The organism is Stutzerimonas stutzeri, from assembly GCF_002909485.1.
Lineage (GTDB): Bacteria > Pseudomonadota > Gammaproteobacteria > Pseudomonadales > Pseudomonadaceae > Stutzerimonas > Stutzerimonas stutzeri_AH.
Map to the genome: position 1 here is coordinate 251539 of NZ_PPXG01000001.1, position 25580 is coordinate 277118.

Genomic DNA, 25580 nt, shown 5'->3' on the forward strand with positions numbered 1-25580 from the left:
TTTCATTTGTCGCTAGTCAGCCTAGGCTTTATAGCGGCGCAGCACCAAGGTGGCGTTGGTGCCGCCAAAACCGAAGCTGTTGCTCATCACGGTATCGAGCTGCACGTTCTCGCGGGTTTCACGAAGAATCGGCATGTCTGCGACTTCCGGATCCAACTCGTCGATGTTGGCCGAGCCCGCGATGAAGTTGCCTTCCATCATCAGCATCGAGTAGATCGCTTCGTGGACGCCTGCGGCACCCAGCGAGTGGCCGGACAGGCTCTTCGTCGAGCTGATGGTCGGAACCTTGTCACCAAACATATTGCGTACGGCCTTGATCTCGGCCACATCACCGACCGGCGTGGAGGTGCCGTGAGTGTTGAGGTAGTCGATCGTGGTATCAACGGTAGACATCGCCTGCTGCATGCAGCGCAGAGCACCTTCACCGCTTGGAGCAACCATGTCGTAGCCATCGGAAGTGGCGCCGTAGCCGACGATTTCCGCGTAGATCTTGGCGCCGCGCTTGAGTGCATGCTCCAGCTCTTCGACCACCACCATGCCGCCGCCACCGGCGATGACGAAACCGTCACGCTTGGCGTCGTAGGCGCGGGAGGCTTTTTCCGGCGTATCGTTGTACTGGCTGGAAAGTGCACCCATGGCGTCAAACAAGCAGCTCTGGCTGTAATGTTCTTCTTCACCACCACCGGCAAAGACCACATCCTGCTTGCCCATCTGGATCTGCTCCATGGCGTGACCGATGCAATGTGCGCTGGTGGCGCAGGCCGAAGCGATGGAGTAGTTGATGCCCTTGATGCGGAACGGCGTCGCCAGGCAAGCAGAAACGGTGCTGCTCATGGTGCGCGGTACGCGGTATGGGCCGATGCGCTTGACGCCCTTGTCGCGCAGGATGTCGATGGCTTCCATCTGATTGATGGTCGATGCGCCACCGGAACCGGCCACCAGGCCGATGCGCGGGTTGGAAATGTCATCAAGGCTGAAGCCGGCGTCTTTCACAGCCTGCTCCATCGCCAGATAGGCGTAGGCGGCGGCGTCGCCCATGAAGCGCAGAACCTTACGGTCGATCAGCTCTTCGAGGTTGAGGTTGACGGAACCGGAGACTTGGCTGCGCAGCCCCATGTCCGCGTAGGACTGGTTGAAGCGGATGCCGGGGCGGCCGGCACGCAGGTTGCCGGAGACGGTCTCTTTGTCATTGCCCAGGCAGGAAACGATACCCAGGCCAGTGATCACGACGCGACGCATGCGGATGTCCTTCAAAAGCTGTCGGTAGAGGTGAAAAGGCCGACGCGCAAGCCTTCGGCACTGTAGATCTCGCGGCCATCAACGCTAACCGTGCCATCGGCGATGCCGAGGATCAGCGAGCGACTGATGGTGCGCTTGATATGGATGTTGTAGGTGACTTTCTTGGCGGTTGGCAAAACCTGGCCGAAAAATTTCACTTCGCCAGAGCCAAGGGCGCGGCCTCGGCCGGGATTGCCCTGCCAGCCGAGATAGAAGCCGACCAGCTGCCACATGGCATCGAGGCCCAGGCAGCCGGGCATGACCGGATCGCCTTCGAAATGGCAAGCGAAGAACCAGAGATCAGGGTTGATATCGAGTTCGGCAACCAGCTCGCCCTTGCCATACTTGCCGCCCACTTCGCTGATGTGAACGATACGATCGACCATGAGCATGTTCGGCGCGGGCAGTTGCGCATTACCGGGACCGAAGAGTTCGCCGCGGCTGCAACGAAGCAGGTCTTCCCGAGTAAAGGCGTGTTGTTTGGTCATGCGTATTCCTCAATGGGCCCCTGCGAAGGGCTTTGCTGCTTACATACCGGGCCAGAATTCGAGGCCTGATCATCAAGACTAGTCATAGACTGCCGTGTTGTGGCTAAAGTCACAGCCTGGCAACAGCGACGCCGCTCAACCCGTACATGCGGCTGAAGGACGCAAAGACAGAATCGGGCGGCTACTTTAACACTCCTTAACCCGGAACGAGGACCTTGCGACAGCGTGTCCTCTATAGACAATCGTTGCAGTGACGGTTGCATGGGTGAAATGAACGCCTGTTTCCGGGCGCTGAGCAGCGTCGGGATTAGCTTTTGATGCAACTGTAACCGAATGATTTCATTGGGTATGGCGGTTGCGCTGGCTGCTGTAGGCATGAAACGTATAATGCAGGACACTGCCATCTCGGATGGCCCATTACGGAACGCACATGACACGACAGCAACCCATCGCCGTACTCGGCGGCGGCAGTTTCGGTACCGCTATCGCCAATTTGCTGGCCGAGAACGGTCACCACGTCCTGCTTTGGATGCGCGATGCGGAGCAAGCCGAAAGTATCCGGACGCTGCGACAGAACCCGCGCTATCTCAAAGGCGTCGAGATTCTTGCGCAAGTAGAGCCGACGACCGATCTGGCCTATGCGCTGGAAGCCTGCGAGCTGGCTTTCGTCGCGCTTCCGTCCAGTGCGCTTCGCCAGGCGCTGCAGCCGTTCGCGGCGCAGCTCGGCGGCAAGATGCTGGTCAGTACCACCAAAGGCATCGAGGCCGACGGCTTCATGCTGATGAGTCAAATTCTCGAGCAGATCGCGCCGCAAGCGCGCATTGGCGTGCTGTCCGGACCGAACCTGGCGCGTGAAGTAGCGGAGCACGCGCTGACCGCGACTGTCGTGGCGAGCCAGGACGAGGCTTTGTGCCGGAGCGTGCAGCAGGTGCTGCATGGCCGCACCTTCCGTGTCTATGCCAGTTCGGATCGTTTCGGCGTCGAGCTGGGCGGGGCATTGAAGAACGTCTACGCGATCATGGCGGGTATGGCCGCAGCTCTGGGCATGGGTGAGAACACCCGCAGCATGCTGATCACCCGCGCTCTTGCGGAAATGACTCGTTTCGCCGTGAAGCTGGGCGCCAATCCCATGACCTTTCTCGGTCTGGCAGGTGTCGGCGATCTGATCGTGACCTGCACATCGCCCAAGAGCCGCAATTTTCAGGTGGGTTATGCGCTGGGCGAGGGTCTGAGCCTGGATGAGGCGGTTTCCCGACTGGGAGAGGTCGCCGAAGGCGTCAACACTATCAAGGTGCTCAAGTGCAAGGCCGAGGAGCTGCAGGTCTACATGCCACTGGTCGCGGGCCTGCATGCCATCCTCTTCGAGGGGCGTACGCTCGATCAGATTATCGGCGTGCTGATGCGTGGCGAGCCCAAGACCGATGTGGATTTCATTTCAACCGACGGATTCTGAGCCGAGCTTAGGGGGTACTTCGATGAACCAATCAAACCAGGCAACGGACCGGGAGTCGCTGATCTTGCGGGCCGTCTGGATGCTGATTTTCTTCTTTGTATGGCAGCTCGCCGAACTCGCATTGCTGGTAGTCGTGGTGCTGCAGCTGGTGACGCGGCTGGTCAAGGGCCATGCGGATTCCGGCATGCAGGGCTTTGGCGACAGCCTGAGCCAATACATTGCGCAGATAGGCCGTTTCGCGACCTTCAATACCGAGCGCAAGCCCTGGCCTCTATCGGACTGGCCGACCCCGCGCCCGGCTGACGTCGAGCTGATTAAGCCGGTCCCTCCGGTCTCGCCAGCCGCGCCGGAGGAACAGAAGGACCCACAGCAGGGCCCAACAACATGAGGCTATGGTTGCTAAGACATGGCGAAGCCGAGCCACGCGCTCGAACCGACGCGGAGCGCAATCTGACCGAGGGTGGTCGTCGTGACGTGCGCCGCAGCGCTACCTTTCTGCGTGGCAAGCCATTGCAAACGATTCTGGTGAGTCCGTTTCATCGCGCGCAACAGACAGCGGACGAGGTGCGCAAGGCGCTGAGCTTTGACGGTCAATGTGAAACCGTGAGCTGGCTGACCCCGGAGGCAGATCTTGGCGAGGCATTGCGAGAGCTGGAACTGCGTGGTGAGACTGATCTGCTGCTGGTCACCCATCAGCCCTTCGTTGGCAGCCTCGCCGGCTGGTTGGTGAATGGCGATCAAGCAGAGCCTGTGGCGATGGCGACTGCTGCCCTGGCGGAGCTGGAGGGCGACGCGATTGCCGGAGGATTGATGCGGCTGGTGTCCTTGCATCAGGTTGGTTAGGGTTGGCGAGCCTGCTGAGCTCGTGAGCCTGGCGGGCATCGAACCAAGAACAACAATATCGGTAAGGAGCATGCGCCTTGAGCATTTGGTACCGTCAACCCGACCTAGAAGACCTACACAGCACCCGTAAGAACACCATCAGCGAACTGCTGGATATCCGCTTCGAATCCTTCGATGAGTCTTCAATCACCGCCAGCATGCCGGTCGACTCCCGCACTCATCAGCCCTACGGCTTGCTGCATGGCGGCGCCTCGGTGGTGCTGGCTGAAACTCTGGGCTCCATTGCCAGTTATCACTGCATCGACACCAGCAGGTTCTACTGTGTCGGGCTGGAGGTGAACGCCAATCACCTGCGCGGCTTGCGTAGTGGTCGGGTGACAGGCGTCTGTCGGCCAGTGCATCTGGGGCGTTCGACGCATGTTTGGGATATCCGCCTGAGTGGCGAGGATGGCAAGCCAAGCTGCATCTCCCGCCTGACCGTGGCAATAGTGCCTCTGGAAAAGGGCGCGTAAACAGACCGTTGCATGGGCAGGCCGACATTGCGGCCTGCTGATTGGCCTGAATGCCGTCCATTCGGCTGGGCTATGGCGATTGCCGCATGCCGAGGCCTGCCAGACAATGGGGTTCCAGTCTGTCCGGCAAAGCCACCATGTCGCAACGCATCTTCTTCGCCCATGCCAACGGCTTTCCTTCGGCAACCTATCGCAAGCTGTTCGACGCATTGGCGCCGGAATATCAGGTCACGCACATGGATCGCCATGGGCATGACCCTAGATTCCCAGTGGACGACAATTGGAACAACCTGCTCGATGAATTAATCGAGCAGTTGGAGGGCCTGCACGAGCAGGTCTGGGGAGTGGGGCATTCGCTCGGCGGCATGCTGCATTATCGCGCTGCGCTGTTGCGGCCCGACCTGTATCACGGGGTCGTTATGCTCGATTCGCCAATCCCCACCTGGTTCGATCAATCCGTTATCTGGGCGGCCAAGCGCCTGGGTTTCATCGACCGGCTGACGCCGGCAGGCCGCACGCTGGGGCGCCGCGAGCAATTTTCCAGTATCGAAGAAGCGCGGGCTTATTTCGCTGGCAAGGCGCTGTTCAGCAGCTTCGACCCAGAATGCCTCGAAGCTTATATCGAACATGGTCTGGAGCCCGTAGGGCAGGGGATGCGTCTGCGTTTCGATCCGCAGACCGAAATCAGCATCTATCGCAGCGTGCCACATCTCACGCCTGGTTGGCCGCCAGCGCTGAAGATCCCCCTGGCCATGGTGCGCGGGCGCGATAGCCGCGTGGTGCTGCCCCATCACGGCTATCTGCTGCGGTTGATGTCGCGCGGTGAAGCGCACACGCTGCCTGGTGGACACATGTTCCCATTCGAGCGGCCTCTCGAGACGGCAGAGATGCTGCACAGGCTGCTTGACCGCTGGGGTAGCCAGAATGAGCTTGCCAAGGGGGCGGCATGAGCGTGTTGTTCGAAGAAGTCAGGTTGAGTCTGCCGCATCTCGAGGTGGCGGCTCACCTTTACGGACCTGAAGATGGCAAACCGGTGATCGCTTTGCATGGCTGGCTGGATAATGCCGCGTCGTTCAGTCGACTTGCGCCTCGGTTGCAAGGGTTGCGCATCGTCGCGCTGGACCTTCCTGGTCATGGTCATTCCGAGCATCGCCCAGCCGGTGTTGGATACAACATCTGGGACTACGCTCATGATGTACTGCAAGTCGCCGAACAGTTCGGCTGGCAGCGGTTTTCACTGCTAGGCCATTCCATGGGCGCTATCGTTTCCGTACTGCTCGCTGGCGCGCTGCCGAAGCGTGTCGAGCGACTGGCATTGATCGACGGTGTGATCCCCTACACCGGCGAGGCCGACAGCGCACCGCAGAAGCTGGGCGCGGCGCTCAAGGCGCTGTTGTCGGTCGACGACAAACGCAAGCCGGTTTATGCGGCGTTCGATCAGGCCGTAGAGGCGCGCATGAACGGTGTTGGCGCGGTTAGTCGCGAGGCAGCCGAGCGGCTCGCTCAGCGAGGGCTGATGCCGGTTCCGGGCGGCTATACCTGGCGTACCGATTCACGCTTGATGCTGCCATCGTCGATGCGGCTGACACGTGCTCACGCCAGGGCATTCCTTGCGCAGATCGCCTGCCCCGCCAGTTTGGTGCTTGCTGAGCAGGGCTTGCTGACTCAACCAGAGTTGCTTGAATTGACCAATAGCCTTCCCTTCGAGGTGCGACATCTGCCTGGCGGGCACCATCTCCATCTTGACGACGAGGTGGGTGCCGAAGCTGTCGCCACGGTGTTCAACACGTTCTTCCAGGGCTGAGCGTTGCCAGGTGTTTGCAATACTCTCTCGCAAAGCCTCGCTTGACTTGCTTTTGCCAACTGGTGAGGCTGGGAGCAACGTTCCCAGCAGAGCTTGCCCGATGATTGACCGCTACAATGCCGCAACGCCCAGCGGGCATGGGCCTGTTTCTATTTTGAAGGCATCGGGTTCCTGTAGCCCCGTGCTTTGGTTGAGCTTCGAAAAGCAGTCGAAGGTGATCCGTTGAGGAGTTTTATGCGAAGTGCATGGATTGCAGCATCGGTTTTGGTATCCGTTGCTGCAGTGGCTGCCGATGTTCCCGGGAGCGCTGATCTTGACCAGCTACCTCGCTACGCGCAGGCACAGATCATCGACTATCGACAGTCCGAGGTGCGGGAACGCGTATATCCCCAGGATTCGATACGCCGCATCAGCGGCAACCTGCGTATGGCTTCGCAGGTGGTCGTGTCCGGTGAGCTGACCGCGCTCACCTACGAGTTACCTGCCTCGCACGCAAAAATTGACGCATTCACCCAAGCTCGCATTGAGCTGTTGCGTCAGGGCGCCGAGCTGCTGTTCTGGTGCGAAGGCCGTGAATGTGGCTCCAGTAGCCTGTGGGCCAATGCCATCTTTGGGAAATCCATGCTCTATGGACCCGAGGCGCAGCAGGCATATCTGCTGGCGCGCCTCCCCGAAGCTGAGGGTGATTTGATCGCCTTGTACGGGGTTACGCGTGGCAATGGCCGTCCTTATCTGCATGTAGAGCACATGCGTTCGGATCGGCCGCTGGATGAAGTGCTGCCAACGGCAGCGACCCTGCTACGGCAGTTGCGCGACACGGGCGAACTGCGTCTGCCACGTCTGGCCGATGAGCCGACAGCAGAATGGGGCGGGTTGCTGGCCAATGTTCTGAGTCTGGACAGCACGACGCGGGTCAGTCTCGCCGGTCGCGGCGCGGTGGCCTGGCGCGAGGCCCTGATCGCCGAGCGCATCCGTGGCGGACGGTTGGAAGTGGATGACTCGCAGGAACCGGGGCTGCTTATCAAACTATTGCGCTAACCCCGCGCAGCGGCTGCAATAGCCGCCTTCGCTCGCGCATCTAGTCAACAGATGCGTGGGCTCTTCCATGTAGAGTAGTTACGCATGCTCAATAATGATCGCCTGCTGGTGCAGATCCTGCTCCTCGGCTTGCTGGCTGCCTGTCTTTGGGTATTGGCCCCGTTCGCTTCCGCGTTGTTCTGGGCGGCGGTTCTGGCTTTCGCCAGCTGGCCAGTGATGCGCTGGCTGACGCGCAGGTTGAATGGCAACGCGACGCTCGCGGCAGGGTTGCTCACGTTCAGCTGGATGGTTCTGGTGGCGGTGCCGCTGGTATGGCTGGGCTTCAATATCGCCGATCACATTCGCGATGCGAATGCGCTGTTGCACGACCTGCAAGTCGAAGGCCTGCCGGCGGCCCCTGAGTGGCTGGGTGAGTTGCCATTGGTAGGCGACGCTCTGGTGACGTTCTGGGATACGGTAGACGAGCAGGGTACAGCCCTGATCGCCAGCATTCGGCCCTACATCGGCCAGGTTGCCAACTGGCTGTTGGTGCGTAGCGCGCGAATTGGCGGCGGCATGCTTGAGCTGGCGTTGAGCCTCGTACTGGTGTTTTTCTTCTATCGTGATGGGCCGCGTCTGTCGGCGTTCGTCCACAGCCTGCTGCACAGGCTGATTGGCGATCGCTCGGATCATTATCTCGAGCTCGTCGCAGGCACTGTTCAGCGGGTGGTCAATGGCGTGATCGGCACCGCCGCGGCGCAGGCGATTCTGGCTTATATCGGCTTTCTCATTGCCGGCATACCGGGTGCTCTGGTGCTCGGCTTACTGACATTCGCCTTCAGCTTCATCATGGTGCCGCCACTGATCTGGGGGCCGGCGGTCGCCTGGCTGGCGTGGCAGGGCGATTACGGCATGGCGATTTTTCTCGGTGTCTGGGGCATGTTCGTCATCAGCGGCGTGGACAACGTGCTCAAACCATATCTGATTAGCCGAGGAGGCAATCTGCCGCTGGTGGTCGTGCTGCTCGGTGTGTTCGGCGGCATCCTCGCGTTCGGTTTCATGGGCCTGTTCCTCGGCCCGACCTTACTTGCAGTGGCCTACAGCCTGCTGGGCGACTGGTTGGTCAAGGAGGTGCCGCAGATGCCGCCGCATGGGGCACCGCAGCCTACGAGCGAGCCTGCCGATCAGTGAGCGTGCCGCTCACTGTTCCTCTTCGTAGCGCACCAGCGCATCGTGGGCGACGATACGGCCCAGGGCGATCAGTTCGGGGGCCTTGTAGAACTCGTAGAAGCGACAGGCCCGCTTGGGAATGTTGATCAGGACGTTGGGCGGGTAACCAGCAATCTTGTATTGCGCCAGTGACGACTGCATGACGTCGAAGCTCTGGTTGATCAGTTCCAGCAGCGAGGCCGGACCGGTGACGTCGATTACCGTTGCGCCTTCGGCAGACTTCGGCGCGCTTTGGCTGGTCGGCGCGGCGGGCGGCTGATCGCCGCGCAGCAGTTCGCCAGCACGAAGGTCGTCAATCTGCTCGGCCAGTTCGGCTTCATCCTTGCGCCAGAAGGGGATGTGCGAGCTAATGGAACTCATGAGCGAGTCGAAGCGCCCCGGCCGTTCGATTTCCGGCAGCGGGTATTGCCTGTGATTATTGGCGTTAAGGTTGACCGCGACGATCATGTCGCAGTGCGCCGACACCACCGGGACGATCGGCAGCGGATTGAGCAGACCGCCGTCGACTAGCATGCGATTGCCCTGCATCACCGGCGTGAACAGGCTCGGGATTGCCGCAGACGCGCGCATCGCGAGCTCCAGGCTACCTTCCTGGAACCAGATTTCCTGCTGATTGGTCAGGTCCGTGGCGACGGCAGTGAAGGGGATTGGCAGGTCCTCGATACATATCTTGCCGACCATGTCACGGATGCGGCCGAAGACCTTTTCTCCGCGGATCGCGCCGAGGCTGAAGCTCGGATCGACAAGGCGCAACAGGTCGAGATAGTCCAGGCTCTCGATCCAGCTACGGTATTCGTCCAGCTTCCCCGCCGCATAGATACCGCCGACCACTGCTCCCATGGAACAACCTGCGATGCAGGCGATTTCGTAGCCGCGCGCCTCTAACTCCTCGATTACGCCGATGTGTGCATAGCCCCGCGCGCCACCGGATCCCAAAACCAGTGCAACCTTCTTACTCATGCATTTCTCCCTGTGGCACTCCCGCTAGCTTCGTACCTGACCGCCAACCCTGCAAGGGTTGATCAGCAATGAACCCCGACGCCGCCGGCCGGCGGGATGCCTGAGCGGGGAATGCGCGGCTGCCTTTGCTACAATCGCCGCCCCGTCTGTGCATGTGCCACGAGAGAGCCCGATGAGCGAACCGATCCGCCTTACCCAGTACAGTCACGGCGCCGGCTGCGGCTGCAAGATATCGCCCAAGGTGCTGGACGTGATACTTGCCGGCAGTGGCGCGCAGAATCTCGATCCGCGCCTGTGGGTCGGCAACGCCTCGCGTGACGATGCTGCGGTGTATGGCATCGACGAGGAGCGCGGCGTGGTGTCGACCACCGACTTTTTCATGCCTATCGTCGACGATCCCTACGATTTCGGCCGCATTGCTGCCACCAATGCCATCAGCGACATTTACGCCATGGGTGGCGACCCGCTCATGGCTATCGCGATCCTAGGGTGGCCGGTCAACGTGCTGCCGCCGGAAGTCGCCCGCGAGGTCATCGCCGGTGGCCGTGCGGTGTGTGACGCTGCAGGTATTCCGCTGGCCGGCGGCCATTCGATCGACGCGCCCGAGCCAATCTTCGGCCTCGCCGTCACCGGCCTGGTGAACAAGCACCAGATGAAACGCAATGACACCGCCACTGCTGGCTGCAGGCTGTACCTGACCAAGCCACTGGGTATCGGCATCCTCACAACAGCAGAGAAGCAGGCCAAATTGAGGACCGAAGATGTCGGCCTTGCGCGGGACTGGATGTGCACCCTGAACACACCTGGCAGCCGTTTCGGCAAGCTCTTGGGCGTTCGCGCGATGACTGACGTGACTGGCTTCGGCCTGCTTGGCCATCTGGTGGAAATGGCCGATGGCAGTGGCCTAACGGCCGAAATCGACTACGCACGCGTGCCGCGGTTGCCTGGCATCGAGTACTACCTAGAGCAGGGTTGTGTGCCGGGTGGCACCCAACGCAACTACGACAGCTACGGTGAGCGAATTGCCGCGCTGGATGAGCGTCACAAGCAGTTGCTGTGTGATCCGCAGACCAGTGGCGGATTGCTGGTGGCCGTTGAGCCGGAAGGCGAAGCGGAGTTTCTCGCGGTTTGCGCTGAGCTCGGCCTGGCACTGGAGCCGATCGGCCAGCTGGTCGATGCGCGCAGCCATGCAGTCGAGGTGCGTTGATGCGTGGCGATACCGAAGATTTCCGCGAGCTGTTTATCAACGATGCTCCGATGATGGATGCTCGCGCGCCGGTGGAATTCGAAAAGGGCGCGTTTCCCGGCGTGATTAACCTGCCATTGATGAACGATATCGAACGGCAGAAAGTCGGTACCTGCTACAAACAGCACGGACAGAAGGCCGCCATCGAGCTGGGGCAGCAGCTGGTTTCCGGCAAGATCAAGGCCGAGCGTTTGCAGGCTTGGGCCGACTTCGCCCGCGCTCATCCGAACGGCTATCTGTACTGCTTCCGCGGCGGGTTGCGCTCGAAGATCGTCCAGCAGTGGCTGAAAGACGAGATGGGCATCGACTATCCGAGGGTCGTCGGCGGCTACAAGGCGATGCGCCACTTCCTGCTCGACACCATCGAGCAGGCGGTTGAACAGTGTGACTTCGTACTGGTTGGGGGCATGACGGGTACTGGCAAGACCGAAGTGCTGGCGCAGCTGGAAAACAGCCTCGACCTGGAAGGCCTGGCCAACCACCGCGGTTCCAGTTTCGGCAAGCGCGCCACTCCCCAACCGGCGCAGATCGACTTTGAAAATGCGTTGGCAGTCCGTGTGCTGAAAATGCGCGCAACTGGGATCGAGACCTTCGTGATCGAGGACGAGGCGCGTCTGGTAGGTCGCTGCTCTATTCCATTGCCGCTGTTCAACGGCATGCAGGCATTTCCGCTAGTCTGGTTGGAAGACAGCCTGCAGGGGCGGGTTGAGCGTATCCTCAAGGATTATGTAATTGATTTGTGTGCTGAATTCATCGCTGAGCAAGGCGAGAGCGGTTTCGCTGCTTTCGCCGAGCGTCTGCAGCAAAGTCTGGTCAATATCAGTAAGCGACTCGGTGGCGAGCGGTATCAGCGACTTGCACTGATGATGGATCAAGCCTTGGCCGAGCAGGCGCGCAGTGGCTTGGTCGATCTGCATCGCGCCTGGATCGAGGCGTTGTTGGGAGAATATTACGATCCGATGTATGCCTATCAGCGCGAAAGCAAAGCGGCACGGATCGAATTTGCTGGCGACCAGCCATCCGTGGTCGAGTATCTGCGGCATCGTAGGGCGCAAATCGCGCTTTAATTTATAAATGGCATACGAGGGATGATGCGATGAAAACCTGGCTATCTTTGCCTCTGTTGGTGCTGTTGCTGGCCGGTTGTGCCGGCAAGACGGCATACCGTGACAGCTGCGCCGCGGAACTGGATGCGGCGTGGAAGGAGCAAAGCCTGGCGGAAGCCGAAGGCTTTGCCGGCACCGTGAGTTATTCCAAGGCCATGGCCTTGTTGACGGGCGCCAAGACTCAACAGCAGTTCGAGGCGTTCCGCGGCTGCACACAGAAGGCGCAGAAAGCGCGCTTCTATCTGCGCGAGTCGCGCGCCGGGCGTTGAGCTGAGGAAACCTGATCGCGGCCCGTTCAAAAATCGCGCGGGCCGGCGGTTATCATCATGCAGCAGCCCTGACCGGTTTCATGCATCCCTTACGCCGCAATGGCGCAACGTCACGGCAATCTCCACCGTCTTCGCTCCTCGTCTGCCGCTCGCTGAATTCTCTTGGCTGGTTTGTCCTATGCGGGCTTGCGTCTGCTGCATATTGCATCGGATCAAGGTGCGGATCACAAACTCGTCACCGCGCATTTCCTTTGCTATGCCTGGCTGCGGCTGACCAGTAGCATCGGTCGGAGGAACGGAGGAGAGTTTATGCGCACCCGATTGGACGCCTGCCTGCGAGCAGTCAATGAAGTACTGCTTGGCAAGGAAGCTCAGGTCCGGCTGGCCCTGGCCTGTCTGTTGGCCCGCGGCCACTTGTTGGTCGAAGACATGCCCGGCATGGGCAAGACCACGCTGAGTCACGCCTTGGCCAAAGTATTGGGGCTCGAGTTTCAGCGCATCCAGTTCACCTCCGATCTGCTGCCCGGTGACATCCTCGGCACGTCTGTGTTCGACAAGGACAGTGGACAGTTCGTGTTCCACCCGGGGCCGATCTTCGCCGAGCTGGTGCTGGCCGATGAAATCAACCGCGCCACGCCGAAAAGCCAGAGCGCACTGCTCGAAGCAATGGAGGAGGGCCAGGTCACCATCGAAGGCGCGACGCGCCCCCTGCCTGAACCATTTTTCGTTATTGCCACACAGAATCCGGTGAACTCGGGCGGCACTTTCGCGCTGCCGGAATCGCAGCTGGACCGCTTCCTGATGCGCGTTTCGCTGGGCTATCCAGCCAAGGCGGCGGAAAAAGCGCTGCTTTTGGGCGAGTCCCGCCGGGACCTGTTAACTCGCCTCGAACCGCTGCTGGCACACGATGAGCTGCGAGTCATTCAGGACGCCGTCGGCAAGGTGCGCGTTAGCGATGCGCTAGTCGACTACGTGTTGCGACTGGTGGAAGCTACGCGCACTCAGCCGCAGTTCGCCTGGGGCCTGTCGCCGCGCGGCAGCCTGGCGTTGCTCGCGGCCGCGCGTGCCTGGGCTTTTCTCGACGGCCGCGATTACGTGATTCCAGAAGACGTTCAGGCCGTGCTGCCAACCGTGGTCGGTCATCGCCTGCGTGAGCGCGCTGACGCGACCGGTCACGGTGGCGGTGCGTTGGTGCAGTGGCTGCTGCGCGAAGTGCCCGCGCTGTGAGACGGGCTTGCGCGCATCACGGCGAGCGAACATTGTGAGGGTGTTGCCGCGTTTTCGTGATCGCTGGCTGCTGCGGCGAATACCGCCAGCATCCAGCGTGCGCCTTAACCAGCGGCGCATCTTCATCATGCCCACCGCGGTGGGCCTGGCGTTTCTCGTGGCGCTTTTGCTAATGCTGCTCACTGCGATCAATTACCAGAACAGCCTGGCCTATGGGCTGACCTTTCTGCTTGGCTCGCTGTATCTCGTCACTATCCTGCATACCTGGCGCAACCTTGCTGGGCTAGTCTTGCAAGCCGGCGGTTCCACCGCCGCGTTCGTCGGCGAGCATGCGCTGTTACGGGTACGCCTGGAGAGCCTCGGCCGCGCCTATCAGGCTGTGGCGCTGGGCTGGCCTGCCAGTGGGTTGCGGCTGGTGGATGTGCCGGCAGGCGGCACCGTCGAAGTCGAATTGAGCCTGCCAACCCAACGCCGCGGCTGGTTGCGACCGGGCCGAGTGAGGGTTGAGAGTCGCTTCCCGCTGGGGCTGCTGGTTGCCTGGAGCTGGATCGATCTGGAGCTGGCGGCACTGGTCTATCCACAGCCGATGATCGCCGAGCGTCTGCCTGGCGGCAGCGCTCCGGAAACCGAGGATGAGGGCACGCTGACGCGGGGCGCCGGTGTGGATGATTATCAGGGGCTGCGGGCCTGGCAGCCGGGCGATCCGCGGCGACGCTTGCATTGGAAAGCCTATTCTCGTGGCCAGGGTCTGCTGGTGAAGGATTTCGCCAGTCTGCTCGGCAACGATCCGCTGCTCGACTTCGATGCGTTCGACGGCGATATCGAGCAGCGCCTGTCGATGCTTTGCCACTGGGTCGTCGACCTGAGCGATAAGCAGCAGCCGTTCGCACTGCAGCTGCCTGGTGAGCTTATCGGTCCCGACGGTGGGCAGGCGCACCGGGACGCCTGTCTGCGCGCTCTGGCGTTGTACGGGCTGAATGAGGAGGGCGCGAAGTGAGCGCGAAGCCGGGGATTCCGCGCAACAGCCTGATCTGGCTACTGGTTGCACAGGTACTGGTGATCCTGCCGCACCTCACTCACCTGCCGTTGTGGATCATTGGTTTGTGGCTGGGATGCGCCAGCTGGCGAATTCAGATATTTCGTATGCGTGCGCGTTATCCACGCAGCTGGCTGAAGGCGCTACTGATGATTGGCGCAGGCTTCGGCGTGTACTTCTCACGAGGCAGCCTGGTCGGCCTGGAAGCCGGCGTAGTGCTGCTGATCGCGGCATTCATTCTCAAGCTGGTGGAGATGAGTACCCGTCGCGATGCGCTGGTGCTGATCTTCCTCGGTTTCTTTGCTGTCGTGACCAGCTACCTATTCGAGGACAGCCTGGTGGCTGGGATTTACAGCCTGCTGCCTGTTACAGCACTACTGGCAGCGATGATCGGACTGCAGCAGAGCACTCTGGTGACCCGGCCATGGCCAACCGTACGCTTGGCCGGTTCGCTGTTGTTGCAGGCGATCCCCCTGATGCTGGTGCTGTTCCTGTTCTTCCCCCGACTGCCGCCGCTCTGGTCGTTGCCGCAAGCCGGCGATCAGGGCGTCACCGGCTTGGCCGATCATATGGCGCCCGGTGATATCGCGCGCCTGAGCCGCTCGCCGGAGCTGGCCTTTCGCGTCAGCTTCGATGGCGACATTCCTCCTCGGAACCAGCTGTATTGGCGCGCCGTGACGTTCGAGCGATTCGATGGTCGGCGCTGGTCGCAATCCTATGCCTCTCACGTGCCGCAGGCGCCGGAATGGCAGAAGGCCGGCGAGCCGCTGAGTTACAACGTGGTGATGCAGCCCAGCGGGCAGCCATGGCTGTTTGCGCTGGACGTCCCGGAAGTCGCTACGGGACAGGCTCAGATGATGTCCGATTTCCATTTGCAGCGCCGCCAACCGGTGAACCAGCCGCTGATGTATCAGGTGACGTCCTGGTTGGACGCTCGTCGTGAGGCAACCAGCGCGCCGGAGAGTCTAGGCCGTGCGTTGCAGCTACCGGAGCACGGTAACCCACGCAGCCGCGCATGGGCTGCGGAGCTAAGGCGCTCGGCTCAGGAGCCGCAGGCCATGGTGGATGCGCTGTTGAGGCACTTCAATCGCCAGCCTTATTACTACACTCTGGAGCCCCCGCCGGTGGGGAGTCATATCGTCGACGATTTTCTGTTCGAAACACGCAGCGGCTTCTGTGCGCATTACGCTGGTGCAATGACCTTTGTCTTGCGCGCGGCTGGCATTCCGGCGCGTGTGGTGGCCGGTTATCAGGGGGGCGAGGTCAATCCGGCCGGCAACTACCTTTCGGTTCATCAGTTCGACGCCCATGCCTGGGTCGAGTACTGGGATGCCGAGCGCGGCTGGGTCAGTGTCGATCCGACGTTCCAGGTCGCACCTGAGCGAATCGAGCAGGGACTGGAGCAGGCATTGGCTCGAGAGCAGAGTTTTCTTGCCGATGAGCCCATGTCGCTGCTGCGCTACCGCGATATTGGCTGGCTGAATGCGCTGCGGTTGCGCTGGGACAGCATCAACTACGGCTGGCAACGCTGGGTGCTCAATTATCAGGGTGATCAGCAATCGGAGACGCTGAGGCGCTGGTTCGGCAAGCTTGATGGTCAGACGCTCGGCCTCGGGCTGGTCGCGGTATTGGGCATTCTGATCGCGGCGCTGGCGTTGTTGTTGTTCAAGCCCTGGCGTCGTGAAACCGACGTGCAGCAGCGGATATTCGGGCGTTTCGAGCGTCTGCTGGCGCGCCATGGTGCTTGTCGTCGCAAAGGCGAGGGCGCACGTAGTTATGCTGAGCGCGCAGCTGCAATGCTGCCCGACCAGGCACCGGCGATCTTGGCGTTCGTCAGGCTCTACGAGGCGCAGCGCTATGCGCAGCAAGCGGGCTCGGCAGATGAGCTCTCAGATGCCTTGCACCAGCTTCGTCGAGCGTTGCCCTGGCGTTTGACGCTCTCCGTTGATCGCCCCTGAGCGCCCCATTGCCAGCGTAGATGATTCAGCATTCCATTCGTTGGCTCTGGCCTGGCAGGCTCGCACCCACGCCAACGCGCCTATAACATCGCTCGGTATAACGAACGATAACGAGGTGGATATGGAGCTTTGCGAGCTGCTGCAGGCGGTACGTGACAATCCCGACAACGTGGTAGTGCCTGCTAGTTGGGGGCAAGGCCGTGCCGGCTTCGGTGGCTTGGTTGCTGCGCTGGTCTTCGAAAGCATGCGCGCCAAGGTGCCCGAGGGCAGGCCGCTGCGCTCGTTGGCAATCACCTTCGTCGGGCCACTGGCGCTGGATAAGCCAGCGCTTTTCGAGGCCGAGGTGTTGCGCGAAGGCAAGGCGGTTAGCCAGATGCTTGGCCGCGCGGTGCAGGATGGTCAGGTTGTCACCATCGTCCAGGGGAGTTTTGGCGCGCCACGGAGCTCGGTAGTGGATGTTGCGGCTGAGCCGGCGCCGGCGATGCCGCCAGTCGAAGCCTGTCAGGAGCTACCCTATGTACCTGGAGTGACACCGGAGTTCACCCGATACCTGGCGATGCGTTGGGGGATCGGCGGGTTGCCGTTCTCCGGTAACAAATCCCGCGAGATGGGAGGCTGGGTTCGACAGCGCGGGGATTTGCCTCGCGAGCCAATGACCGAGGCACACCTGCTGGCGCTGGTCGATGCCTGGCCTCCTGCCGTGCTGCCGCATCTGCAAAACTTCGCCCCCGGCAGTTCGCTGACCTGGACCATCGAGTTCATCCAACCACTTCCCAGTCTCGACACACACGACTGGTGCATGTACCGCGCGCTGATCGAGCATGCGCGCGATGGTTATGGTCATTGCTCTGCCGCATTGTGGACGCCAGCGGGCGAGCTTATCGCCCTGAGTCGGCAGACGGTGACGGTGTTCGGCTGACTACAAGTTCCGCTTCGAGCCGCACATATCGAAGCCGCTGCATTGCAGTGCGTGGCACAGTGATCACTCTGCCACGCGGCTGAATCATCATTTGCGATCGGTGCGGTAGATCTTCTCGGAATTTATCTTCGGGCTCCACGGCAGGTTCGAGTTCTGCCAGCCGTTCTGCAGACGGAAGCCGGCTTGTGGCCCTTCCTTTATAGCCGAGCCCTGGAAGCCATCAACCACATAGCGAGCGTTGGGGAAGCCGTTCTCGCGCAGGAAGTCGGCGCTTGGTTTGCCACGTTCACTACCCGAGCGGCACATGGTGATGATTTCGGCATCGGTGCCCAATCCTCGGTTGTCCAGCTCCGCCCGGATCTGTGCGATGAATTGAGGATTGCGATTGGTCTGGAACACCCCGCGTTCATCATTCCAGCTGTTGCGGTCAACCAGCAGGAACGGCACGTTGACATCGACCGCGTCGGTGAAGCCGACAAACATGATTTCTACGGGGTCGCGAACATCTACGAAGAGCACCTGCGCGTTTTCCTGCTGAGAACGGGCGTAGGCGTCTTGTGGGGATATTTCGGGTTCCACCGCTTGAGCGGTGGCGGCCAGCAGACCGAGGGAGGCAGCGATCAACAAGGTTTTCATTGGGATGCTCCAGCATGTTTGAGAAAAGTAGGCTGACTAATCATATACCCATGGGGGTATTTATCCGGCTAATGATATTGCAGCGCTTTCCTTCAAGCGTTGTGCATCGCTCTGTTGCATCCAGATGTGTGCTCAATAGTGGCCAACCACCTTTGCAAACCAGGAAGATCAGCAGTTGAAATGGGCATCGGTGGTAAAGATATTTGTCGCGGCCCAGTTGGTTGGCAATGATCTGTAGCAAGGTCGGGCGCTGGTCCAGCGGTGCAGCCCAGCAGGCTGAGCTAGTCTCTTAACCAGCGTTATGGGAAAGAGCGTCAGGCGAGACAGGGTTGAGCGTTAGAGACATTAACCGGCTTGGCTCCTGTTTACTGGTGCACCAGCGGAGATTTGGCAATGAAGATCGAGCGATTCGAAGACCTGATCGACTGGACACGCGACACCCATGCCATGCTGGCGCGTTGCATGGCGCGCTGTTCCGACAAGCACGAGGAAACCCGCGCCAAATGGCTGCTGGTCTATATTGCCGACCACGAGCGAGCCCTGGCAGAAACGGTCGACAAGATCGAGAAGCATGCCGACCCGAAGGCATTGCACACCTGGATCTACGACTACCTGACACGCAATCCGGTTTTGCGCAATCAGGCCTGTAAGGCTTACGACACCATGACAGTGGAGGAGATCTCGCTGGATATCTTCACCATCCACAATCAGGTCATCGATCTCTACCGCTCCCTGGCCCGCCGTGCCGAGATCGACGGTGCTCGCAATCTGGCCGAAGATCTGCTGCATCTTGAGGAGCACGAAACGATGCGGCTGGCGCGGCAGGTGAGCCGTATCCACGAGATGTAAGCGCAGGCGTGGGCAGGCCATTTCGAGCATACTGCCGCACTAATCAGAATGCTGCTCACGGGGCGGTGAATGCTCGCGCTTTCCGGCTATCTCGGCCTTTTTCTCTCTGCCTTCGGTGCTGCCACTTTGCTTCCCATGCAGTCAGAGGCGGTGCTCGCCGGACTCCTTCTTTCCGAGCGCTACACGGCCTGGGCCCTGGTCGCCGTGGCTAGCCTGGGCAATGTACTCGGCTCGGTGGTGAACTGGCTGCTCGGGCGTTACGTCGAGCATTTTCGCCACAAGCGCTGGTTTCCGGTCAACGAGCGGCAGCTGGCCAAGGCACAGCAAAGCTATCACCGCTACGGTCGCTGGACCTTGCTGCTCAGCTGGGTGCCGATCATCGGTGATCCGCTTACGCTGGTCGCGGGTGTCATGCGCGAACCGCTATGGAGCTTTCTTCTGATCGTCACGTTGGCCAAGACCGCACGCTATCTGATCGTGATGGGGCTGACGCTCGGCTGGATGTGACGCAAGGGCTGACAGCACGACCATGCCTGGTCGATCATGCGCCATCTACAACCGACAGGAATCCGAGCGGCATGATCATCGAGGCACAAACGACAGCAGACGCAGCGGTCGGCACAGCCAGTGCCAGCCGTGACAGCATCAGTGTCCGTTTGGTGGCCGAGGCACTGCTCGGTTTCGTCGGGGCGCGGCTGAGCGGCGAGCAACTGCTGGAGGAAATCGGTCTTGACCGCGCCTGCCTGCAAGATCCCGACGGCCGCATGGACGTGCGCGACTACTCGCAACTCTGGCTGCGTTTGGCGCGGCGCTTCGACGACGAATTCTTCGGCATGGACCCGCGCCGGCTGCGCTCGGGCAGCTTCGTTTTTCTCAGCCGCAGCTGTCTGCAACAGCCCACGCTGGAGAAAGCACTGGTTCACGCGCTGGAGTTTCTCGGCCTGGGGTTGGAGAACCTGCGCGGCAAGCTGATCCGCAGCCAGAGCCTGGCAGAGGTGGTGCTGCGCGAGCGCAACGCCGAGCCGGCGAGAGCCTTCTGCTACTTCACCTTCTGGATGCTGCTGCACGGTCTGGCCTGCTGGCTGGTAGGGCGGCGCATCCCGCTGCTGGCGGTCGAGTTGCGTTGTGCCGAGCCGGACTACACGGACGATTACCGGGTGATGTTTTCCGACAACCTGCGTTTCGGCCGACCCTCGACACGGATCATCTTCGCTGCCGAAGTGCTCGACCTGCCGATCCGTCGCAGCGAAGCGGAGTTGCGTGTTTTTCTCGCCGAGGCCCCGGCGAACATTCTGGTGCGCTACCGTGATCATTCCAGTCTGGCGAGTCGCATCAAGCAGCACTTGCGCAGCCTGCCTGCCGAACGCTGGCCGGACAGCGAGACGCTGGCACAGACGCTGTGCATCTCGGCCTCGACGTTCCGTCGCCGGCTGGCGGAGGCGGGGCAGCCTTATCAAGCGATCAAGGATGGCTTGCGCCAGGAAATGGCGACCGAGTGGCTGGCTGATGCCACCATCAGCTACGGGGAAATCGCCGAGCGCCTTGGGTTTGCCGATGTCAGCTCGTTCTACAAGGCGTTCCGCAAGTGGACGGGTATCAATCCGGGCCACTACCGCAATCTGATTCTGGCGCCGGCACGGCGCTGATTCCCTCGCCTCGCAGCTTCCGGCCGCTGACGTACATCGCGGCGTTGGCGTAGTCGCGTTTTGCCATTGGCCAAAACGGTCAGGCAGGTTGAGAACATCGACCATTGCCGCACCCGTGCTGCTGTCCAAAGATAACCCCGGCTTCGCACCGAATAACAACAAGCACGGGAGAGAGCCATGCACATTCGCGACAAGGTATTCCTCATTACGGGCGGCGCTTCCGGCCTCGGCGCTGCGGCGGCCCAGGCGCTGGTCGAGGCGGGTGGCAAGGTCGTGCTCGCCGACCTGGATGAAGCGGCGGCCAATGCCACTGCCGAGGGGCTGGGGCCCAATGCGCTGGGCGTTGTTGCCGACATTCGTGACGAACAGGCCGCACGCTACGCCGTCGCCACCGCCCGCGAACATTTCGGCGGGCTGCACGGGCTGGTCAACTGCGCCGGCGTCGCCGGCGGCGAGAAAGTCCTCGGTCGCAATGGTCCGCACAGCCTCGACGCTTTCAGCCGCATCGTTGGTATCAACCTGATCGGCAGCTTCAATATGCTGCGGCTGGCCGCCGAGGCCATGGCCGAGAACGCGCCAGACGCCGATGGCGAGCGCGGCGCGATCATCAATACCGCATCGATTGCCGCCTTCGACGGGCAGATCGGCCAGGCTGCCTATGCCGCGTCCAAGGGCGGTGTGGTCAGCATGACCCTGCCGGCCGCCCGCGAGCTGGCCCGCTTCGGCATCCGCGTGATGACCATTGCGCCCGGCGTGTTCGAGACGCCGATGATGGCCGGCATGACTCAGGAAATCCGTGACTCGCTGGCCGCCGGCGTGCCGTTCCCGCCACGCCTGGGTCACCCAGCCGAATACGCCGCGCTGGTGCGGCACATCTTCGAGAACAGCATGCTCAACGGTGAGGTGATCCGCCTCGACGGCGCCTTGCGCATGGCCGCCAAGTAAAGGAAGCAGAAATGAAAGATGATCCGATCGTAATCGTCAGCAGCGCGCGCACGCCCATGGGTGGTTTCCAGGGTGACCTGCTGGGCATGACGGCGCCGCAGCTCGGCGCTGCCGCCATCCGCGCGGCGGTGGAGCGCAGCGGCCTGCCGGCCGAGAACGTGCAGGACGTGCTGATGGGCTGCGTGCTGCCCGCTGGTCAGGGCCAAGCCCCAGCGCGCCAGGCCGCTCTCGGCGCCGGGCTGACCCGCGCCACCACCTGCACGACGGTGAACAAGATGTGTGGTTCGGGCATGCAGACGGTGATCATGGCTCACGACCAGTTGCTCGCGGGCAGCGCGGAAATCGTCGTCGCCGGCGGCATGGAGAGCATGTCCAACGCGCCGTATCTGCTCGACCGCGCCCGCGGCGGGTACCGCATGGGGCACGGTCGGGTGCTGGACCACATGTTTCTAGACGGCTTGGAAGATGCCTACGACAAGGGCCGCCTGATGGGCACCTTCGCCGAGGAATGTGCCGATACGTTCGGCTTCACGCGTGAAGAGCAGGACGCGTTCGCGCTGGAATCGCTACGTCGGGCGCAGGTGGCGATCAGCGAAGGGCGCTTCGCCGATGAGATCGTTGCGCTGGAGGTTACCCAGGGCAAACAGCAGCGCCAGATCCGCGATGACGAGCAGCCGCCCAAGGCTATGCCGGAAAAGATCCCCACCCTGAGACCGGCGTTCCGCGAGGGCGGCACGGTGACTGCGGCCAACTCAAGCTCGATTTCCGACGGCGCCGCCGCGCTGTTGCTGATGCGCCGCTCCGAAGCCGAGCGCTGGGGCCTGCAGCCGCAGGCGGTGATCCACGGCCACGCGGCCTACGCCGATGCACCGAACCTGTTCACCACGGCGCCAATCGGCGCGATCCGCAAATTGATGGAACGCACCGGCTGGTCGATTGACGACGTGGATCTGTTCGAGATCAACGAAGCCTTCGCGGTCGTCGCCATGGCCAGCATCCGCGAGCTCGGTCTGGACCATGCCAAGGTCAACGTCAACGGTGGCGCCTGTGCGCTTGGTCATCCGATCGGTGCCTCCGGCGCGCGGATTCTGGTGACGCTGCTTTCGGCCCTCCGTGCCCGTGGCCTGCGCCGTGGCGTGGCGGCGATCTGCATCGGCGGCGGCGAAGCCACCGCCATGGCCGTCGAACTGATCTGAGGAGGCATCCATGCTGCCCAATGAAGATCAAAACGCGATCGCCGAGATGGCTCGCCAGTTCGCTCAGGAACGCCTGAAGCCGTTCGCCGAACAGTGGAGCCGCGAGCATCGCTATCCCGCCGAGGCAATCGGCGAAATGGCCGCGCTCGGCTTCTTCGGCATGCTTGTACCGGAGCAGTGGGGCGGCAGCGACACCGGGTACCTGGCCTATGCCATGGCACTGGAAGAGATTGCCGCCGGTGACGGCGCCTGCTCAACCATCATGAGCGTGCACAACTCGGTAGGCTGCGTGCCGATCCTGCGTTTCGGCAACGATCAGCAGAAGCGCGACTTCCTTGCCCCGCTGGCACGCGGCGAGCAGATCGGCGCCTTTGCCCTGACCGAACCGCAGGCCGGCTCCGACGCCAGCAGCCTGCGTACTCGAGCCCGGCGTGACGGCGATCATTACGTGCTCAACGGCGCCAAGCAGTTCATTACCTCCGGCAAGCATGCCGGCACCGTAATCGTCTTCGCGGTGACCGACCCGGATGCCGGCAAGCGCGGCATCAGTGCCTTTATCGTGCCCACCGACAGCCCCGGCTATCAGGTGGTGCGGGTCGAGGACAAGCTCGGCCAGCACGCCTCGGATACCTGTCAGATCGCCTTCGAGGACCTGCGCGTGCCGGTCGCCAACCGGCTGGGCGAGGAGGGCGAAGGCTACCGCATTGCCCTGGCAAACCTAGAAGGGGGACGCATCGGCATCGCCGCCCAGGCGGTGGGCATGGCGCGCGCGGCGTTCGAGGCGGCGCGTGATTACGCCCGGGACCGCGAAACCTTCGGCAAGCCGATCATCGAGCATCAGGCCGTGGCTTTCCGTCTGGCTGACATGGCTACGCAGATCGCTGTGGCACGGCAGATGGTCCATCACGCTGCGGCGCTGCGCGAGGCCGGACGGCCGGCATTGGTGGAGGCCTCGATGGCCAAGCTGTTCGCCTCGGAGATGGCGGAAAAGGTCTGCTCGGCAGCGATACAGACCCTGGGCGGCTATGGCTACCTGTCCGACTTCCCGGTGGAGCGTATCTACCGCGACGTGCGGGTCTGCCAGATCTACGAAGGCACCAGCGATATTCAGCGCCTGGTCATCGCGCGCAACCTCGGAGGGCCGGCCTGACCTGAACCAGCTGCGCCTGCGTGCCCTGCGGCGCATCGATACATGATTTCAAGTGGTGCCGGTAGAACGCTGTTTCCTCGACCGGTACTTGCACAATAAAAACAAGATAGAGGTAGGAAACATGCAACCAGGATTGATGCAGAACGCCCCGCTGTTGATCAGCAGCATCGTCACCCACGCCGCGCGTGCTCATGGCGACCGCGAAATCGTCTCGCGGCTGGTCGACGAACCCCTCTGGCGTTATGACTATGCCGGTCTTGCCGCCCGCTCGGCACAGGCCGCCAGCATGCTGGGCAAGCTCGGCATCGGCCCCGGCGACTGCGTGTCGTCGCTGGCCTGGAATACACATCGTCACTACGAGCTGTTCTTCGCCGTGCCCGGCATCGGCGCCGTGCTGCACACGGCCAACCCGCGGCTGTCGGACGAACAGATCGTCTACACCATCAACCACGCCGGCAGCCAGGTGCTGCTGTTCGATAGCAGCTTTGCCGCCTGCGTCGAGCGGCTGCGGCCGCGGCTGGGCAATATCCGCCATTTCATCGAACTGGCCGCGCAGCCAAGTTCCGGCCTTGAAGGTGTGCTGAGTTACGAACAGCTGATCGCCGCTGAGCAGCCGTTGGACTGGCCGCAGTTCGACGAGAACGCCGGCGCGGTGCTCTGTTACACCTCCGGCACCACCGGCGACCCCAAAGGCGTGCTCTACAGCCACCGCTCGGTGGTGCTGCATGCGATGGCCGCCGGGCTGTCCGGCGCATTCGGCCTGTCCGCCTTCGATTGCATCATGCCGTGCTCGTCGCTCTATCACGGCACCGCCTGGGGCATTCCGTTCGCCGCGGCGATCAATGGCTGCAAGTTCGTGCTGCCATGCGACAAGATGGACGGCGCGAGCCTGCAGGAACTGATCAAGACCGAGGGCGTGACGTTGTCCGGCGGCGTGCCGACCATCTGGACCATGTACCTCGCCCATCTGGAACGTAGCGGTGAGGATTCCGGCAGTCTGGCGCGGCTGGTGATCGGCGGTTCCGCCGTGCCGCGGGCGATGGCCGAGACCTTCCAGACCAAATACGGCGTCGCGGTTTGCCAGCTGTGGGGCATGACCGAAACCAGTCCCCTGGGCGTGGTGGCGACGCCGACGCCGAAACTGGCCGAACGTGGCCAGCAGGCCACCAACGACACCATCTGGACGCGCCAGGGGCGCCTGCAATTCGGCATCGAACTGAAGATCGTCGACGAGGACGGGAGTGAGCTGCCATGCGACGGCGTCAGTTCCGGCAGCCTCAAGGTGCGCGGTCCCTGGACGGTGGAGCGCTACTACCGCAGCGAAGTGAGCGCACTGGATGAGGATGGCTGGTTCGACACCGGTGACATCGCCACGCTGGATGCCGACGGCTTCATGCGTATCACCGACCGCAGCAAGGACGTGATCAAGTCCGGCGGCGAATGGGTCAGCTCCATCGATATCGAGAACGTCGCGGCGGCCTGTCCCGGTGTGAAGGTGGCGGCGGTAGTCGGCGTGTTCCACCCCAAATGGGAGGAGCGTCCGGTACTGGTGATCGAGCCGCACGCCGATGCCGAGGTCACCGTGGAGAAGATTCTCGCCCATCTGGAGCCGAACATCGTCAAGTGGTGGATGCCGGATGCGGTGATCTTCGACGCGGTGCCGCTGACCGCTACGGGCAAGATCGACAAGAAGGTGCTGCGCGAGCGCTATCGCAACCATCTGGTCGAGAACCAGCTGACCGCCGCGAATCAGTAACCGTTTGCTGGAAAGTACGCCCCGTGCCCATCGGCGCGGGGCGTGCCCGTGCGTGC

At 62.0% G+C, this 25580-nt stretch carries 26 protein-coding genes; 22 read left to right on the plus strand and 4 right to left on the minus strand.

Annotation, left to right across the window (positions count from 1 at the left end):
• Positions 1-21: 21 nt before the first annotated feature.
• Entirely contained in the window at positions 22-1239 is a 1218-nt protein-coding gene (gene fabB / locus CXK91_RS01110) for a beta-ketoacyl-ACP synthase I (RefSeq protein ID WP_103454579.1), read from the minus strand.
• An 11-nt stretch (positions 1240-1250) separates the two neighbouring features.
• Positions 1251-1766, minus strand: a complete 516-nt coding sequence (fabA, locus tag CXK91_RS01115; RefSeq protein ID WP_038660800.1) for a 3-hydroxyacyl-[acyl-carrier-protein] dehydratase FabA — start codon at positions 1764-1766, stop codon at positions 1251-1253.
• Between the two features lie 430 nt (positions 1767-2196).
• Between fabA and CXK91_RS01120 the strand changes: the two genes are divergently transcribed.
• The 8 genes from CXK91_RS01120 (at position 2197) to CXK91_RS01155 (ending at position 8586) form a co-directional block, all read left to right on the plus strand.
• Complete coding sequence (locus CXK91_RS01120) at positions 2197-3219, plus strand: NAD(P)H-dependent glycerol-3-phosphate dehydrogenase (RefSeq protein WP_103454580.1); 1023 nt, start codon at positions 2197-2199, stop codon at positions 3217-3219.
• Between the two features lie 22 nt (positions 3220-3241).
• Positions 3242-3607, plus strand: a complete 366-nt coding sequence (locus CXK91_RS01125; RefSeq protein WP_103454581.1) for a DUF4389 domain-containing protein — start codon at positions 3242-3244, stop codon at positions 3605-3607.
• Positions 3604-4062, plus strand: coding sequence for a phosphohistidine phosphatase SixA (gene sixA, locus CXK91_RS01130; RefSeq protein WP_103454582.1), 459 nt, complete (start codon positions 3604-3606; stop codon positions 4060-4062). The genes CXK91_RS01125 and sixA overlap by 4 nt, the downstream gene beginning before the upstream one ends.
• A 77-nt stretch (positions 4063-4139) precedes the next feature.
• Complete coding sequence (locus CXK91_RS01135; RefSeq protein WP_103454583.1) at positions 4140-4574, plus strand: hotdog fold thioesterase; 435 nt, start codon at positions 4140-4142, stop codon at positions 4572-4574.
• Positions 4575-4711: 137 nt separating this feature from the next.
• Positions 4712-5524, plus strand: a complete 813-nt coding sequence (locus tag CXK91_RS01140) for an alpha/beta fold hydrolase (RefSeq protein ID WP_103454584.1) — start codon at positions 4712-4714, stop codon at positions 5522-5524.
• Positions 5521-6378 (plus strand): alpha/beta hydrolase, encoded by an 858-nt coding sequence (locus CXK91_RS01145; protein ID WP_103454585.1) that lies wholly within the window; start codon positions 5521-5523, stop codon positions 6376-6378. The genes CXK91_RS01140 and CXK91_RS01145 overlap by 4 nt, the downstream gene beginning before the upstream one ends.
• 234 nt (positions 6379-6612) lie before the next feature.
• Positions 6613-7416 carry a DUF4892 domain-containing protein gene (locus CXK91_RS01150; RefSeq protein WP_103454586.1) on the plus strand — a complete coding sequence of 268 codons (804 nt, stop codon included), beginning with the start codon at positions 6613-6615 and terminating at the stop codon, positions 7414-7416.
• An 84-nt stretch (positions 7417-7500) separates the two neighbouring features.
• Positions 7501-8586 carry an AI-2E family transporter gene (locus CXK91_RS01155; protein ID WP_103454587.1) on the plus strand — a complete coding sequence of 362 codons (1086 nt, stop codon included), beginning with the start codon at positions 7501-7503 and terminating at the stop codon, positions 8584-8586.
• A 9-nt stretch (positions 8587-8595) separates the two neighbouring features.
• Here CXK91_RS01155 and CXK91_RS01160 read toward each other — a convergent pair whose 3' ends face one another.
• Positions 8596-9585, minus strand: a complete 990-nt coding sequence (locus CXK91_RS01160; protein WP_103454588.1) for a patatin-like phospholipase family protein — start codon at positions 9583-9585, stop codon at positions 8596-8598.
• A 172-nt stretch (positions 9586-9757) separates the two neighbouring features.
• On the opposite strand from CXK91_RS01160, the gene selD reads away from it, so the two are divergent.
• The 7 genes from selD (at position 9758) to CXK91_RS01195 (ending at position 17346) form a co-directional block, all read left to right on the plus strand.
• Positions 9758-10792, plus strand: a complete 1035-nt coding sequence (gene selD / locus CXK91_RS01165; protein ID WP_103454589.1) for a selenide, water dikinase SelD — start codon at positions 9758-9760, stop codon at positions 10790-10792.
• Positions 10792-11898 carry a tRNA 2-selenouridine(34) synthase MnmH gene (mnmH, locus tag CXK91_RS01170; protein WP_103454590.1) on the plus strand — a complete coding sequence of 369 codons (1107 nt, stop codon included), beginning with the start codon at positions 10792-10794 and terminating at the stop codon, positions 11896-11898. Before selD ends, mnmH begins: the two co-directional genes overlap by 1 nt.
• A gap of 29 nt (positions 11899-11927) precedes the next feature.
• The gene (locus tag CXK91_RS01175; RefSeq protein WP_003285403.1) at positions 11928-12206 is read left to right on the plus strand and encodes a hypothetical protein; all 279 of its coding nucleotides are present in this window, start codon (positions 11928-11930) and stop codon (positions 12204-12206) included.
• Positions 12207-12515: 309 nt separating this feature from the next.
• Positions 12516-13433 (plus strand): AAA family ATPase, encoded by a 918-nt coding sequence (locus CXK91_RS01180; protein ID WP_103454591.1) that lies wholly within the window; start codon positions 12516-12518, stop codon positions 13431-13433.
• 34 nt (positions 13434-13467) lie between these two features.
• A complete protein-coding gene (locus tag CXK91_RS01185; protein WP_103454592.1) occupies positions 13468-14430 on the plus strand; it encodes a DUF58 domain-containing protein in 963 nt (320 codons plus the stop codon).
• Positions 14427-16427 carry a transglutaminase TgpA family protein gene (locus CXK91_RS01190; protein ID WP_103454593.1) on the plus strand — a complete coding sequence of 667 codons (2001 nt, stop codon included), beginning with the start codon at positions 14427-14429 and terminating at the stop codon, positions 16425-16427. The genes CXK91_RS01185 and CXK91_RS01190 overlap by 4 nt, the downstream gene beginning before the upstream one ends.
• Before the next feature lie 121 nt (positions 16428-16548).
• The gene (locus tag CXK91_RS01195) at positions 16549-17346 is read left to right on the plus strand and encodes an acyl-CoA thioesterase (RefSeq protein ID WP_103454594.1); all 798 of its coding nucleotides are present in this window, start codon (positions 16549-16551) and stop codon (positions 17344-17346) included.
• Between the two features lie 87 nt (positions 17347-17433).
• On the opposite strand, the gene CXK91_RS01200 is transcribed toward CXK91_RS01195, so the two are convergent.
• Positions 17434-17982, minus strand: a complete 549-nt coding sequence (locus tag CXK91_RS01200) for a rhodanese-like domain-containing protein (RefSeq protein ID WP_103454595.1) — start codon at positions 17980-17982, stop codon at positions 17434-17436.
• A 393-nt stretch (positions 17983-18375) separates the two neighbouring features.
• Here CXK91_RS01200 and CXK91_RS01205 point away from each other — a divergent pair, with 393 nt between their 5' ends.
• From CXK91_RS01205 to CXK91_RS01235, 7 genes are all read left to right on the plus strand, one after another.
• On the plus strand, positions 18376-18831 hold the full coding sequence (locus tag CXK91_RS01205; RefSeq protein WP_103454596.1) for a hypothetical protein: 456 nt from the start codon (positions 18376-18378) through the stop codon (positions 18829-18831).
• A 69-nt stretch (positions 18832-18900) separates the two neighbouring features.
• Complete coding sequence (locus CXK91_RS01210; protein ID WP_103454597.1) at positions 18901-19338, plus strand: YqaA family protein; 438 nt, start codon at positions 18901-18903, stop codon at positions 19336-19338.
• A gap of 71 nt (positions 19339-19409) precedes the next feature.
• Entirely contained in the window at positions 19410-20477 is a 1068-nt protein-coding gene (locus CXK91_RS01215; RefSeq protein ID WP_103454598.1) for an AraC family transcriptional regulator, read from the plus strand.
• Positions 20478-20654: 177 nt separating this feature from the next.
• Positions 20655-21422, plus strand: coding sequence for an SDR family NAD(P)-dependent oxidoreductase (locus CXK91_RS01220; RefSeq protein WP_103454599.1), 768 nt, complete (start codon positions 20655-20657; stop codon positions 21420-21422).
• A gap of 11 nt (positions 21423-21433) precedes the next feature.
• Positions 21434-22618: an acetyl-CoA C-acyltransferase gene (locus CXK91_RS01225; RefSeq protein ID WP_103454600.1), complete on the plus strand. Its 1185-nt coding sequence runs from the start codon at positions 21434-21436 to the stop codon at positions 22616-22618.
• Positions 22619-22628: 10 nt separating this feature from the next.
• Positions 22629-23768 carry an acyl-CoA dehydrogenase gene (locus CXK91_RS01230; RefSeq protein ID WP_103454601.1) on the plus strand — a complete coding sequence of 380 codons (1140 nt, stop codon included), beginning with the start codon at positions 22629-22631 and terminating at the stop codon, positions 23766-23768.
• Positions 23769-23904: 136 nt separating this feature from the next.
• Positions 23905-25524: a long-chain fatty acid--CoA ligase gene (locus tag CXK91_RS01235; RefSeq protein ID WP_103454602.1), complete on the plus strand. Its 1620-nt coding sequence runs from the start codon at positions 23905-23907 to the stop codon at positions 25522-25524.
• Positions 25525-25580: the final 56 nt, after the last annotated feature.

Bases quoted from the DNA above. Each gene is read 5' to 3' on its own strand.
- fabB (WP_103454579.1), bottom strand. From the start codon at position 1,239: ATGCGTCGCGTCGTGATCACTGGCCTGGGTATCGTTTCCTGCCTGGGC.
- fabA (WP_038660800.1), bottom strand. From the start codon at position 1,766: ATGACCAAACAACACGCCTTTACTCGGGAAGACCTGCTTCGTTGCAGC.
- CXK91_RS01120 (WP_103454580.1), top strand. From the start codon at position 2,197: ATGACACGACAGCAACCCATCGCCGTACTCGGCGGCGGCAGTTTCGGT.
- CXK91_RS01125 (WP_103454581.1), top strand. From the start codon at position 3,242: ATGAACCAATCAAACCAGGCAACGGACCGGGAGTCGCTGATCTTGCGG.
- sixA (WP_103454582.1), top strand. From the start codon at position 3,604: ATGAGGCTATGGTTGCTAAGACATGGCGAAGCCGAGCCACGCGCTCGA.
- CXK91_RS01140 (WP_103454584.1), top strand. From the start codon at position 4,712: ATGTCGCAACGCATCTTCTTCGCCCATGCCAACGGCTTTCCTTCGGCA.
- CXK91_RS01145 (WP_103454585.1), top strand. From the start codon at position 5,521: ATGAGCGTGTTGTTCGAAGAAGTCAGGTTGAGTCTGCCGCATCTCGAG.
- CXK91_RS01150 (WP_103454586.1), top strand. From the start codon at position 6,613: ATGCGAAGTGCATGGATTGCAGCATCGGTTTTGGTATCCGTTGCTGCA.
- CXK91_RS01155 (WP_103454587.1), top strand. From the start codon at position 7,501: ATGCTCAATAATGATCGCCTGCTGGTGCAGATCCTGCTCCTCGGCTTG.
- CXK91_RS01160 (WP_103454588.1), bottom strand. From the start codon at position 9,585: ATGAGTAAGAAGGTTGCACTGGTTTTGGGATCCGGTGGCGCGCGGGGC.
- selD (WP_103454589.1), top strand. From the start codon at position 9,758: ATGAGCGAACCGATCCGCCTTACCCAGTACAGTCACGGCGCCGGCTGC.
- mnmH (WP_103454590.1), top strand. From the start codon at position 10,792: ATGCGTGGCGATACCGAAGATTTCCGCGAGCTGTTTATCAACGATGCT.
- CXK91_RS01175 (WP_003285403.1), top strand. From the start codon at position 11,928: ATGAAAACCTGGCTATCTTTGCCTCTGTTGGTGCTGTTGCTGGCCGGT.
- CXK91_RS01180 (WP_103454591.1), top strand. From the start codon at position 12,516: ATGCGCACCCGATTGGACGCCTGCCTGCGAGCAGTCAATGAAGTACTG.
- CXK91_RS01195 (WP_103454594.1), top strand. From the start codon at position 16,549: ATGGAGCTTTGCGAGCTGCTGCAGGCGGTACGTGACAATCCCGACAAC.
- CXK91_RS01200 (WP_103454595.1), bottom strand. From the start codon at position 17,982: ATGAAAACCTTGTTGATCGCTGCCTCCCTCGGTCTGCTGGCCGCCACC.
- CXK91_RS01205 (WP_103454596.1), top strand. From the start codon at position 18,376: ATGAAGATCGAGCGATTCGAAGACCTGATCGACTGGACACGCGACACC.
- CXK91_RS01210 (WP_103454597.1), top strand. From the start codon at position 18,901: ATGCTCGCGCTTTCCGGCTATCTCGGCCTTTTTCTCTCTGCCTTCGGT.
- CXK91_RS01215 (WP_103454598.1), top strand. From the start codon at position 19,410: ATGATCATCGAGGCACAAACGACAGCAGACGCAGCGGTCGGCACAGCC.
- CXK91_RS01220 (WP_103454599.1), top strand. From the start codon at position 20,655: ATGCACATTCGCGACAAGGTATTCCTCATTACGGGCGGCGCTTCCGGC.
- CXK91_RS01225 (WP_103454600.1), top strand. From the start codon at position 21,434: ATGAAAGATGATCCGATCGTAATCGTCAGCAGCGCGCGCACGCCCATG.
- CXK91_RS01230 (WP_103454601.1), top strand. From the start codon at position 22,629: ATGCTGCCCAATGAAGATCAAAACGCGATCGCCGAGATGGCTCGCCAG.
- CXK91_RS01235 (WP_103454602.1), top strand. From the start codon at position 23,905: ATGCAGAACGCCCCGCTGTTGATCAGCAGCATCGTCACCCACGCCGCG.